We start from the raw sequence: 12,685 nt of genomic DNA, 5'->3' as shown, positions 1-12,685 counted from the left end.
CCCCGTGGACGCGATGTCACCGAGTCGAGGTGAGGTCACGGGGTGCTACATCACGCCTCCCACCAGGGATTTTGGTGAGTCTTTAGTCATCTCTTTACCTTCTCTTGGTGTTTCCTGTACTGTTTCTCGGGCGGAGGGGAGTACTCCCACAGGCGACGTTCCCGTCAGTACGGACTGTGACCGGTCCCGGGGCGTCGGCCCGCGGTGCGCGGCGTGCGCGCCCGGGTGGAAGAGACCTCCGGCAGCGACGACGCTGATCAGTAGCCGTAGCGAACTGCCGGAGGCGCAGTGGACGTTTCATGGACCCTCTGGGCGCTGACCATTCTCGGTCTGTCAGCCCTCATCGCCGTCGACTTCTTCATCGGGCGCAAGCCCCATGACGTGTCGACCAAGGAGGCCGGCATCTGGACGGTCGTCTGGATCACGCTGGCCGTGCTCTTCGGCCTCGCGCTGCTGGTCTTCGGGGAGAGCCAGGCGTCGGGCGAGTTCTTCGCGGGCTTCATCACGGAGAAGTCGCTCAGTGTGGACAACCTCTTCGTCTTCGTCCTGATCATGGCGAAGTTCTCGGTGCCCTCCCACCTCCAGCAGCGGGTGCTGCTCGTCGGTGTGCTGATCGCGCTGGTGCTGCGGGCGGTCTTCATCGCCGCGGGCGCCGCCGTCATCGCCAACTTCTCGTGGGTCTTCTACATCTTCGGCGCCTTCCTGATCTTCACCGCCTGGAAGCTCGTCCAGGAGGCGCGGGCCGGCGAGGAAGAGGAGGAGTTCGAGGAGAACCGTCTGCTCAAGTCGATCGAGCGCCGCTTCGGAGTCGCCGACCGGTATCACGGCACCAAGCTCTTCATACGTGCCAACGGCAAGCGCGTCCTGACGCCGTTGATGGTCGTCATGCTCGCCATCGGCACCACCGACGTGCTGTTCGCCCTGGATTCCATCCCCGCGATCTTCGGCCTGACCCAGGACCCGTACATCGTGTTCACCGCCAACGCCTTCGCGCTGATGGGGCTGCGGCAGTTGTACTTCCTGATCGGCGGTCTGCTGAAGAAGCTGGTCCACCTCAGCTACGGTCTCTCGGTCATTCTCGGGTTCATCGGTGTGAAGCTGGTGCTGCACGCGCTGCACGAGTCCGGGGTGCACGTCCCCGAGATCTCCATACCGGTCTCGCTGGGCGTCATCGGCGGGGTCCTGGTCATCACCACGATCACCAGCCTGATGGCCGACCGGAAGCGGAAGCGGGCCGAGGCGGCAGCGGCGGCCGAGAAGTCGGCCGGCACCGCGGGTACGGGGACGCGCCTCGACGGCTGATTGCGGACGGCACCCCGGCCCCGGCCCCGGCCCCTGCCGCTCCCGGCCCCGTCGGCGGGGCCGGGAACCGGTGCCGGCCGGGGCGGACATCCGGACGCCGCCCACCCCGGCCGACGGGGGTTCACGCCTCCGGGGGCCGGGGCAGTGCCGTCACCAACCGCGTGCGCGCCACTGCGGCAGTTGCGGACGTTCGTCGCCGAGTGTGGTGTCGCGGCCGTGGCCCGGGTAGACCCAGGTCTCGTCGGGCAGCCGGTCGAAGAGCTTCGTCTCCACGTCGTGCAGCAGGCTCGCGAATGCCTCGGGGTCCTTGCGGGTGTTGCCGATCCCGCCGGGGAAGAGGCAGTCCCCGGTGAACAGGTGCGGGGCGCCGTGCGGGTCGTCGTAGACCAGCGCGATGGAGCCCGGGGTGTGTCCGACGAGATGACGCGCGGTCAGGGCGACCCGGCCCACCCGGATCGTGTCGTTGTCGTCGACCAGGACGTCGGTCGGGACCGGGATGCCCTCCGCGTCGTGACGTCCGGCGAACGTACGGGCACCGGTGGCCGCGACCACCTCGCCGAGCGCCTGCCAGTGGTCGCCGTGCCGGTGCGTGGTGACGACGGAGGCGATGCCGTCGTCACCGATCAGCCGCAGCAGGGTCCCGGCCTCGTTGGCCGCGTCGATCAGGAGCTGCTCACCGGTGGCCCGGCAGCGCAGCAGATACGCGTTGTTGTCCATCGGGCCGACGGCGACCTTGGAGATCATCAGATCCGTCAACTCGTGCACGTCCGCACGCCCGCCGACCTTGACCGCTCCGCTGTACGTCATGGAGTTCAGCCTATAGCGGTGCGGTGCCGGGAGGGGTTACAGCGGGGGAAGGGCGGGGAGGGGGCCGCTGTCGACGGTCAGTGCCGATCCGTCGCGGCGGCCGGAGAGCCAGCCGAGCAGCTCGGTCGCGGTGCCGCGGACCACGGCGGTCGTGCCCCCGGCGCCGCCGCCGGTGGTCCAGGAGCGGCCGTCGTCCGCGGCGAGCTCCGTGGCCACGACGTCGGGGTGTCCGGCGAACCTGTCCGCGAGAAAGTCGATCTCCCGGCCGACGAATTCCTCCGGGAGGTCCTCCAGCTCGTAGCCGATCCCCAGGTCGACGTGGTGCAGCTCGACCTCGACGCGGCGGCGGAACGGAATCCGTGAGGCGGAATCCGTCACGCCGTTGCGCAGGGCGACCGTCCGCGACCAGTCGGCGGGGGCCGAGGCCGCCTCCACGAAGCGGGCCGCGCTGTCGGCGAGGTCGGCCAGCTGCTCGGCCTGCGGCCGGGGGGCGCCGCGCTCGATGTCGCGGTCCCGGGTTTCGCTGTCTGCGTACATCGGGCGGCCCCGGAGAACATTTACGAGCGCGTCGGCGTTACGGGAGAGGTGCGCGACCACATGGCCGCGGCTCCAGCCCGGCAGGCGCGACGGCGCGGCGAGTGCGGCGTCGTCCAATGTCGCGGTGGCGCCGAGCAGCCGCTCGGTCGCTTCACGTACGGCGTCCAGGTCGTGCGCATGATCAATCATGGGGCCGAGCGTAGCCCCGCCACTCATTCGGGTGAAGGAGACCGCGGCCGTCCATAAATCGAATGTGCGTGCTATACGCTCGGAGTCGAAGCTTCGTACATCGCTGTGGCGCCCCCCATACCCTGGGACAGGGGCTCAGTTCCCCCACTTCTCCTAAGAAAGGTGCGGACCGGCGTGGCCGACCGTCTCATCGTTCGTGGCGCTCGTGAGCACAACCTCAGGAACGTCTCGCTCGACCTCCCCCGCGACTCCCTCATCGTCTTCACCGGGCTTTCCGGGTCGGGCAAGTCGTCGCTCGCGTTCGACACGATCTTCGCCGAGGGGCAGCGGCGCTACGTGGAGTCCCTCTCCTCGTACGCCCGCCAGTTCCTCGGCCAGATGGACAAGCCGGACGTCGACTTCATCGAGGGTCTGTCGCCCGCCGTCTCCATCGATCAGAAGTCGACCTCGCGCAACCCGCGCTCGACGGTCGGCACCATCACCGAGGTGTACGACTACCTCCGGCTCCTCTTCGCCCGGATCGGCAAGCCGCACTGCCCCGAGTGCGGTCGGCCCATCTCGCGCCAGTCGCCGCAGGCCATCGTCGACAAGGTGCTGGGCCTTCCCGAGGGCAGCCGGTTCCAGGTGCTCTCGCCGCTGGTGCGCGAGCGCAAGGGCGAGTTCGTCGACCTCTTCGCCGATCTGCAGACCAAGGGCTACAGCCGGGCCCGGGTCGACGGCGAGACCGTCCACCTCGCCGAGCCGCCCAAGCTGAAGAAGCAGGAGAAGCACACCATCGAGGTGGTCGTGGACCGCCTCACGGTGAAGGACAGCGCCAAGCGCCGACTGACCGACTCGGTCGAGACCGCCCTCGGGCTCTCCGGCGGCATGGTCGTGCTCGACTTCGTCGACCTCCCCGAGGGTGACCCCGAGCGCGAGCGGATGTACTCCGAGCACCTCTACTGCCCGTACGACGACCTCTCCTTCGAGGAACTGGAGCCGCGCTCCTTCTCCTTCAACTCGCCCTTCGGCGCCTGCCCCGACTGCACGGGCATCGGTACGCGGATGGAGGTCGATCCGGAGCTGGTCGTCCCCGACGAGGAGAGGTCGCTCGACGAGGGTGCGATCCACCCCTGGTCGCACGGCCACACCAAGGAGTATTTCGGCAGGCTGATCGGTGCTCTCGCCAAGGCCCTCGGCTTCCGCACGGACATCCCGTGGGCCGGTCTGCCGCAGCGCGCCAGGAAGGCTCTGCTGTACGGCCACAAGATCCAGACCGAAGTCCGCTACCGCAACCGCTACGGACGCGAGCGCGCGTACACCACGCCCGCCTTCGAGGGCGCGGTGCAGTTCGTCAAGCGCCGCCACTCCGAGGCCGAGAGCGACTCCAGCCGGGAGCGCTTCGAGGGGTACATGCGCGAGGTGCCCTGCCCGACCTGTGAGGGCACCCGCCTCAAGCCGATCGTCCTCGCGGTGACGGTGATGGAGAAGTCCATCGCCGAGGTCTCCGCGATGTCGATCAGCGAGTGTGCGGACTTCCTCGGCCGGATGAAGCTGAACGCCCGCGACAAGAAGATCGCCGAGCGGGTACTGAAGGAGGTCAACGAGCGGCTGAGGTTCCTCGTCGACGTCGGCCTCGACTACCTCTCGCTGAACCGCGCGGCGGGCACCCTGTCCGGCGGCGAGGCCCAGCGCATCCGGCTGGCCACCCAGATCGGCTCCGGCCTGGTCGGCGTGCTGTACGTACTGGACGAGCCGTCCATCGGCCTGCACCAGCGGGACAACCACCGGCTGATCGAGACCTTGGTCCGGCTCCGCGACATGGGCAACACGCTCATCGTCGTCGAGCACGACGAGGACACCATCAAGGTCGCCGACTGGGTGGTCGACATCGGTCCCGGCGCCGGTGAGCACGGCGGGAAGGTGGTCCACTCCGGATCGTTGAAGGAACTGCTGGCCAACGACGAGTCGATCACCGGCCAGTACCTGAACGGCAAGAAGGCGATCGCGACGCCCGACGTGCGGCGCCCCGTCGACCCGTCGCGCTGCCTCACGGTGCACGGAGCCAGGGAGAACAATCTCCAGGACATCGACGTCTCCTTCCCGCTCGGCGTGCTCACGGCCGTCACGGGTGTATCGGGTTCCGGGAAGTCGACGCTGGTTAACGACATCCTCTACACCCACCTGGCGCGCGAGCTGAACGGCGCCAAGTCGGTCCCCGGCAGGCACACCCGGGTCGACGGCGACGACCAGGTCGACAAGGTGGTGCACGTCGACCAGTCGCCCATCGGCCGCACGCCCCGGTCCAACCCGGCCACGTACACCGGGGTCTTCGACCACGTCCGCAAGCTGTTCGCGGAGACGATGGAGGCGAAGGTGCGCGGCTACCTGCCGGGCCGCTTCTCCTTCAACGTCAAGGGCGGCCGCTGCGAGAACTGCTCCGGTGACGGCACGATCAAGATCGAGATGAACTTCCTGCCCGATGTGTACGTCCCGTGCGAGGTCTGCCACGGCGCGCGGTACAACCGGGAGACCCTGGAGGTCCACTACAAGGGCAAGTCCATCGCCGAGGTGCTGGACATGCCGATCGAGGAGGGCCTGGAGTTCTTCGAGGCCGTCCCGACGATCGCCCGGCACCTGCGCACGCTCAACGAGGTCGGTCTCGGATACGTGCGGCTCGGCCAGTCCGCGCCGACGCTCTCCGGCGGCGAGGCCCAACGGGTGAAGCTGGCGAGCGAACTGCAGAAGCGCTCCACCGGCCGAACGGTCTACGTCCTGGACGAGCCGACCACAGGTCTGCACTTCGAGGACATCAGCAAGCTCATCAAGGTGCTCTCCGGACTTGTCGACAAGGGCAACTCGGTGATCGTCATCGAGCACAACCTCGACGTGATCAAGACCGCCGACTGGGTCGTCGACATGGGCCCCGAGGGGGGCAACGGCGGTGGTCTGGTGGTCGCCGAGGGCACGCCGGAGCAGGTCGCCGGGGTTCCGGCCAGCCACACCGGCAAGTTCCTCCAGGACATCCTGGACCCGGACCGGGTGAACGAGGCTGTCGTGCCCGCGGCCCGCAAGCCGGTGCGCAAGAGCACGGCGAAGAAGGCGGTCGCCGCCAAGGCGGCCCCGGCCAGGAAGACGGCCTCGGTCAGGACGGGGGTGGGACGGGCCGCCAAGTCCGCCACCGCCGCGACGGCCGCGGCGAAGAAGGCGAGCCGCGCCCGCAAGGCCTGAGCCCGTCGACATGTGCGCACGCCGCCCGGTCCATGGGTCATTCGTGGACCGGGCGGCGCGCATGTGCGGGTCCGCGCGTCCGTCCGGCGGCTCCCGGCCGGAGGGGCCGTCGGACGAGGCGGCTGTCGGACGAGGGGGCCGTCGCCGCGGGGGGAGGCGGAGCCCGATGGCACGCGGGTCGTCGGCTCCCGCCGACGCGATGGCGGGGCTGCGGGGGTCGCCCGAACGGTCCGTAGCCTGCGCCCTTCCGGTATCCGGGCCCTGACCAGGAGGGACGTGTCTCAGGTGGCCCGCGCGACGGCCGCTCGATCTCCGCCGGTATCGTCGGTTCTGTCACCGATGGCTCCGAGACCCGCCGCCGCGTCCCCGGCGTGCCCGGCATCCCGGCCGTCCGGCGACCTGCGCAATTCTGCCCCTCCGAACCATTGGAGACCGCATGCCCGGCCAGCCCGCCGCCCGCCGTACCGTGCTGAAGGGCGCCGCTCTCGTCGGCGTCGCCGGGCTGGGAGCGGCCGCCTGCTCGACCGATTCGAAGCTCGGCCACGCCGGGACGCCGACGCCCACCGCCCCCGTCGAACTCGGTCCGCCCGAGGAGATCCCGGTCGGCGGAGCCAAGCTCTACCGCGAGCAGCGGGTCGTCGTCAGCTGCCCCGCCAAGGGCCAGTACAAGGCGTTCAGCGCCCAGTGCACCCACGCGGGATGCGTCCTCGACAAGGTCGAGGACAACCTCGGGAACTGCCCCTGCCACGGCAGCCACTTCGACGTCACCACCGGCGAGGCGAAGCGGGGTCCGGCGACCGCGCCGTTGCCCGCGGTCCCCGTCAGGGTCGAGGGCGGAAGGCTCGTGGCAGGCCCCGAGGCCTGAGACCCCGCCGCTCCGGACCCGCCCGTTCCGACACGCACCGCCTCCGCCGGTCGCGACCGGGACCGGTCCGCCGCCGGTTCGGGGCCGGAGCCGGCGAGATCCGTGCCCGGTCGGGTTCGACCGGGCACGCCTCCCGCCAGGTCCCGGTCGATCCCGCCCGGGCCCGGGCGCACCCCCGCTCCACCACGTGCACGGTCCGGTGCCTTCCGGTGAGCGCGAGCTCCGTACGCGCACCGCGCGGCGCCCCCGCCGACACCCGGGCGAAGCCGCAGAACCGTACCGGCAGGGCCGCCATGTCGAAGCCCGCCCGAAGCACATACCGCCCGCCGCCGACGCCTCCACCGGCGAGCGGTACGAACGCCCGAAGGGCCGATCCGCGTCCGCCGTCCGCCGCCCGTAGCCGGAGCAGCGAGGTCTCCGGCAGGCCGAGCACCTCCTCCAGCGCCTTCACCGCTCTCGGGGACTCGGCGCGCCGCGGGTGCCCGGCGCCCTGCTGCCGGTAACTCGGGCTGGTCGCCCCGGCCCTCATGCCCGTTCCGGCCCGGCGGGAGGTTACGCGCCGCCCGCCGGGGGCCCGCGGGAGGACGCCGCCACAGCCGCCCGGACCGCGTGAAGGCACCCGCCCGAGCGGGGCGGCACTGTCACCGTCCGCAAGTAGGGTGGGACACATGGCAGACCCCTCCAGCTACCGCCCCAAGCCGGGACAGATCCCCGACTCCCCGGGGGTCTACAAGTTCCGCGACGAGCACCGCCGGGTGATCTACGTCGGCAAGGCCAAGAACCTGCGCCAGCGTCTGGCCAACTACTTCCAGGACCTGGCCGCTCTCCACCCGCGCACGCGCACGATGGTCACCACGGCCGCCTCGGTGGAGTGGACGGTCGTCTCCACGGAGGTCGAGGCGCTCCAGCTGGAGTACTCCTGGATCAAGGAGTTCGACCCCCGGTTCAACGTCAAGTACCGCGACGACAAGAGCTACCCGTACCTCGCGGTCACGCTCGACGAGGAGTTCCCGCGCGTCCAGGTCATGCGCGGGGCGAAGAAGAAGGGCGTGCGCTACTTCGGCCCCTACGGGCACGCCTGGGCGATCCGCGAGACGGTCGACCTGATGCTCCGGGTCTTCCCGGTGCGCACCTGCTCCGCCGGGGTGTTCAAGAACGCGGCCCGGACCGGCCGCCCCTGCCTCCTCGGCTACATCGGCAAGTGCTCGGCCCCCTGCGTCGGCCGGGTCACCCCCGAGGAGCACCGCGAACTCGCTCTCGACTTCTGCGACTTCATGACCGGCCGCACCGGCACGTACATCCGCCGCCTGGAGAAGGACATGACGGCGGCGGCCGAGGAGATGGAGTACGAGCGGGCAGCCCGGCTCCGGGACGACGTGGAGGCCCTCAAGCGGGCCATGGAGAAGAGCGCCGTCGTCCTCGCCGACGCCACCGACGCCGACCTGATCGCGGTCGCCGAGGACGAGCTGGAGGCCGCCGTCCAGATCTTCCACGTACGCGGCGGCCGGGTGCGCGGCCAGCGCGGCTGGGTCACCGACAAGGTCGAGAACGTCGACACCTCCGGCCTGGTCGAGCACGCCCTGCAGCAGCTGTACGGGGAGGAGAAGGGCGACGCCGTCCCCAAGGAGGTCCTCGTACCGGCCCTCCCCGAGCACCCCGACGCGGTCTCCCAATGGCTCGCGGACCGCCGGGGCTCCCAGGTCAGCCTGCGCATCCCGCAGCGGGGCGACAAGAAGGACCTGATGGCGACGGTCCAGCGCAACGCCCAGCAGGCCCTGGCGCTGCACAAGACCAAGCGCGCCTCCGACCTCACCACCCGCTCCCGTGCCCTGGAGGAGATCGCCGAGGCGCTCGGCCTCGACACGGCTCCGCTGCGCATCGAGTGCTACGACATCTCGCACCTCCAGGGCGACGACGTGGTCGCCTCCATGGTCGTCTTCGAGGACGGGCTGGCCCGCAAGAGCGAGTACCGCCGCTTCCAGATCAAGAGCTTCGAGGGCCAGGACGACGTCCGGTCGATGCACGAGGTGATCGGGCGCCGCTTCAAGCGCTACCTCCAGGAGAAGGAGCGGACGGGGGAGTGGGAGGAGGCACCCGCCGAGCCCGGCCTCGCGGTACCCGCCGAGTCCGGCGGTACCGGCCCCGACCCGGCCACCGGCCCCGCCGGTACCGGCCCGTGCCCGGCCGTCGCGCCCGGTTCGCCGGGCGGGCCCCGCGACGAACCCCGTGAGGACGACGGCCGCCCCAAACGGTTCGCCTACCCGCCGCAGCTCGTCGTGGTCGACGGCGGGCAGCCGCAGGTCGCCGCGGCCAAACGGGCCCTCGACGAGCTCGGCATCGACGACATAGCCGTCTGCGGCCTCGCCAAGCGCCTCGAAGAGGTCTGGCTGCCCGATGACGACGACCCCGTCGTCCTGCCTCGCTCCAGCGAGGGCCTCTACCTCCTCCAGCGCGTCCGCGACGAGGCCCACCGCTTCGCGATCACGTACCAGCGCGCCAAGCGCGCCAAGCGCATCCGGTCCGGCCCCCTGGACGCCGTCGCCGGACTCGGCGAGAGCCGGAAACAGGCGTTGATCAAGCATTTCGGCTCGGTGAAGAAGCTGAGGCGGGCGACAATCGAAGAAATCTGCGAGGTCCCGGGGATAGGCCGCCGGACGGCGGAGTCCGTGGCCGTCGCCCTGGCCTCGGCGGCCCCGGCCGCGCCCGCCGTGAACACGGCGACAGGAGAGATCATGGAAGAGGACGACGGGGGCAGCACGACATGACCGAGCACGAACACGGATACGAGACCGGGCGCGAGCGCAGAGCCGAGCACGGCGGCACCGACCGAACAGACGGAGCAGGACACGTGAGTACGGGCAGCACGATCGACACCGTCGACGGGAACGCGGCCATCCCCGAACTGGTGATCATCTCGGGCATGTCGGGGGCAGGCCGCAGCACCGCGGCCAAGTGCCTGGAGGACCTGGGGTGGTTCGTCGTCGACAACCTCCCGCCCGCCCTGATCCCCACCATGGTCGAGCTCGGCGCCCGCTCGCAGGGCAATGTGGCACGCATCGCCGTCGTCGTCGACGTGCGGGGCCGCCGCTTCTTCGACAATCTCCGCGAATCCCTCGCCGACCTGGAGGCCAAGCACGTCACCAGGCGGATCGTTTTCCTGGAGTCCTCCGACGACGCCCTGGTCCGCCGCTTCGAGTCGGTCCGCCGCCCGCACCCGCTCCAGGGGGACGGCCGGATCGTCGACGGCATCGCCACCGAGCGCGACCTGCTGCGCGAGCTGCGCGGCGACGCCGACCTGGTGATCGACACCTCCAGCCTCAACGTGCACGAGCTGCGCGCCAAGATGGACGCCCAGTTCGCCGGCGAGGAGGAGCCCGAGCTGCGCGCCACGGTGATGTCGTTCGGCTTCAAGTACGGCCTGCCGGTCGACGCCGACCTGGTGGTCGACTGCCGCTTCCTGCCCAACCCGCACTGGGTTCCCGAGCTGCGCCCGTTCACCGGGCTCAACGAAGAGGTCTCGGCCTACGTGTTCGACCAGCCGGGCGCCAAGGAGTTCCTTAACCAGTACACGGAACTGCTCCAGCTGGTGGCCGCCGGATACCGCCGCGAGGGCAAGCGCTACGTGACGATCGCCGTCGGCTGCACGGGCGGCAAGCACCGTTCGGTCGCCATGTCCGAGAAGCTCGCGGCCAGACTCGTGACCGAGGGCATCGAGACCGTTCTCGTGCACCGGGACATGGGGCGCGAGTGACCAGCCGCAACCTGCGCCTGCGACGGCTGCGCCGAGCCGCGTCCGCGCTTCCCGGCCGCAAGCGCGGCACCCAGCCCAAGGTCGTCGCCCTCGGCGGCGGCCACGGGCTGTCCGCCTCGCTCACCGCGCTCCGCCGGATCACCGGCGACCTCACCGCGGTGGTTACTGTCGCCGACGACGGCGGTTCCAGCGGCCGGCTCCGCGAGGAGCTCGGCGTCCTGCCCCCCGGCGACCTGCGCAAGGCGCTGGCCGCCCTGTGCGGTGACGACGACTGGGGGCAGACCTGGTCCCAGGTCATCCAGCACCGCTTCCAGTCCAAGGGCGACCTGCACGAGCACGCGGTCGGCAATCTGCTGATCGTCGCGCTGTGGGAGCAGCTCGGCGACCACGTGCAGGCGCTCGACCTGGTCGGCAAGCTGCTCGGCGCGCACGGCCGGGTGCTGCCGATGTCCGCCGTGCCGCTGGAGCTCCAGGCACTCGTGCGCGGACACGACCCGGCCCACCCGGACGACGTGGGCACGGTCCGAGGCCAGGCGACGGTGGCGCTCACCCCGGGCGAGGTGCAGTCCGTCCATGTGGTCCCGTCCGATCCGCCGGCCGTGCCCGAGGCGGTCGCCGCCGTGCTGGACGCCGACTGGGTGGTGCTCGGCCCGGGGTCCTGGTTCTCCTCCGTGATCCCGCACCTGCTCGTCCCGGAACTGCTCGACGCACTCGTCGAGACCAAGGCCCGCAAGGTCCTCTCGCTCAACCTCGCCCCGCAGCCCGGTGAAACTGATGGCTTCTCCCCGCAGCGTCATTTGGAGGTTTTGGGACGACACGCCCCTAAACTCGCCATGGACGTGGTACTGGCCGACGAAGCCGCCGTGCCCGATCGTGAGTCCCTAGCCGATGCCGCCAAGCGGCTCGGCGCCGCGGTCGAGTTGGCGCCGGTGGCCTCACCCGACGGAGTTCCGATCCATGATCCGGAGCTGTTGGCCGCCGCGTACGACCGTATTTTTCGGATGCATGGAAGGATCGGCCCATGGCGATGACGCCGGCGGTGAAGGACGAAGTGTCCAGGCTTCCCGTGACCCGGACCTGCTGCAGGAAGGCGGAGGTCTCGGCGATTCTTCGGTTCGCGGGCGGGCTGCACCTGGTGAGCGGCCGGATCGTGATCGAGGCGGAGCTGGACACCTCGATGGCGGCGCGTCGGCTCAAGCGGGACATCCTCGAAATCTTCGGACACAGCTCGGAGCTGATCGTGATGGCCCCCGGCGGGCTGCGGCGAGGCTCCCGCTATGTCGTGCGCGTGGTGGCGGGCGGCGACCAGCTGGCCCGCCAGACGGGTCTGGTGGACGGCCGGGGCCGTCCCATCCGCGGCCTGCCCCCGCAGGTGGTCTCGGGCGCCACCTGCGACGCCGAGGCCGCCTGGCGCGGGGCCTTCCTGGCGCACGGTTCGCTCACCGAACCGGGCCGCTCCTCCTCGCTGGAGGTGACCTGCCCGGGACCGGAGGCCGCGCTCGCCCTGGTCGGCGCGGCCCGCAGGCTCTCGATCGCCGCGAAGGCTCGTGAGGTGCGCGGGGTGGACCGGGTCGTCGTCCGTGACGGTGACGCGATCGGCGCCCTGCTGACCCGGCTCGGCGCCCACGACTCGGTGCTGGCCTGGGAGGAGCGGCGGATGCGCCGCGAGGTCCGCGCCACCGCCAACCGACTCGCCAACTTCGACGACGCCAACCTGCGTCGTTCCGCGCGGGCGGCGGTCGCCGCGGGCGCCCGGGTGGGGCGCGCGCTGGAGATCCTGGGCGAGGACGTGCCCGAGCACCTCGCCGCGGCCGGACGGCTGCGCATGGAGCACAAGCAGGCGTCGCTGGAGGAGCTCGGCGCGCTCGCCGACCCGCCGCTGACCAAGGACGCGGTCGCCGGCCGGATCCGCCGCCTGCTGGCGATGGCCGACAAGAGGGCCCAGGACCTGGGCATTCCCGGAACCGAGTCCACCCTCGGCGAGGAGCTCGCCGACGGACTGGTGGGATGAACCGGCAGTTTCG

At 70.7% G+C, this 12,685-nt stretch carries 9 protein-coding genes; 7 read left to right on the top strand and 2 right to left on the bottom strand.

Translation table 11 applies throughout. The features are described from left to right. Positions 1–288: 288 nt before the first annotated feature. Complete coding sequence (locus ACFC79_RS13310) at positions 289–1,302, top strand: TerC family protein (RefSeq protein WP_376239090.1); 1,014 nt, start codon at positions 289–291, stop codon at positions 1,300–1,302. Between the two features lie 150 nt (positions 1,303–1,452). Here the strand turns inward: ACFC79_RS13310 and ACFC79_RS13305 are convergent, their stop codons facing one another. Further along, positions 1,453–2,109: an MBL fold metallo-hydrolase gene (locus ACFC79_RS13305; protein ID WP_376239088.1), complete on the bottom strand. Its 657-nt coding sequence runs from the start codon at positions 2,107–2,109 to the stop codon at positions 1,453–1,455. Between the two features lie 36 nt (positions 2,110–2,145). Further along, positions 2,146–2,835, bottom strand: coding sequence for a maleylpyruvate isomerase family mycothiol-dependent enzyme (locus tag ACFC79_RS13300; protein WP_376239085.1), 690 nt, complete (start codon positions 2,833–2,835; stop codon positions 2,146–2,148). Between the two features lie 174 nt (positions 2,836–3,009). Here ACFC79_RS13300 and uvrA point away from each other — a divergent pair, with 174 nt between their 5' ends. From uvrA to whiA, 6 genes are all read left to right on the top strand, one after another. After that, positions 3,010–6,045 (top strand): excinuclease ABC subunit UvrA, encoded by a 3,036-nt coding sequence (gene uvrA / locus ACFC79_RS13295; RefSeq protein WP_376239083.1) that lies wholly within the window; start codon positions 3,010–3,012, stop codon positions 6,043–6,045. A gap of 436 nt (positions 6,046–6,481) precedes the next feature. Further along, positions 6,482–6,910 carry a Rieske (2Fe-2S) protein gene (locus tag ACFC79_RS13290; RefSeq protein ID WP_376239081.1) on the top strand — a complete coding sequence of 143 codons (429 nt, stop codon included), beginning with the start codon at positions 6,482–6,484 and terminating at the stop codon, positions 6,908–6,910. Positions 6,911–7,578: 668 nt separating this feature from the next. Next, positions 7,579–9,675, top strand: a complete 2,097-nt coding sequence (gene uvrC, locus ACFC79_RS13285) for an excinuclease ABC subunit UvrC (protein ID WP_376239079.1) — start codon at positions 7,579–7,581, stop codon at positions 9,673–9,675. Next, on the top strand, positions 9,672–10,661 hold the full coding sequence (gene rapZ / locus ACFC79_RS13280; protein ID WP_376239077.1) for an RNase adapter RapZ: 990 nt from the start codon (positions 9,672–9,674) through the stop codon (positions 10,659–10,661). The genes uvrC and rapZ overlap by 4 nt, the downstream gene beginning before the upstream one ends. Further along, positions 10,658–11,692, top strand: a complete 1,035-nt coding sequence (gene yvcK, locus ACFC79_RS13275) for a uridine diphosphate-N-acetylglucosamine-binding protein YvcK (RefSeq protein ID WP_376239074.1) — start codon at positions 10,658–10,660, stop codon at positions 11,690–11,692. The genes rapZ and yvcK overlap by 4 nt, the downstream gene beginning before the upstream one ends. Beyond that, positions 11,683–12,672, top strand: coding sequence for a DNA-binding protein WhiA (gene whiA / locus ACFC79_RS13270; RefSeq protein ID WP_376239072.1), 990 nt, complete (start codon positions 11,683–11,685; stop codon positions 12,670–12,672). The genes yvcK and whiA overlap by 10 nt, the downstream gene beginning before the upstream one ends. The last annotated feature ends 13 nt before the right edge of the window (positions 12,673–12,685 follow it).

This window comes from Streptomyces sp. NPDC056061, from assembly GCF_042266885.1.
Classification (GTDB): Bacteria; Actinomycetota; Actinomycetes; order Streptomycetales; family Streptomycetaceae; genus Streptomyces.
This window is presented reverse-complemented; position numbering and strand designations above follow the sequence as displayed.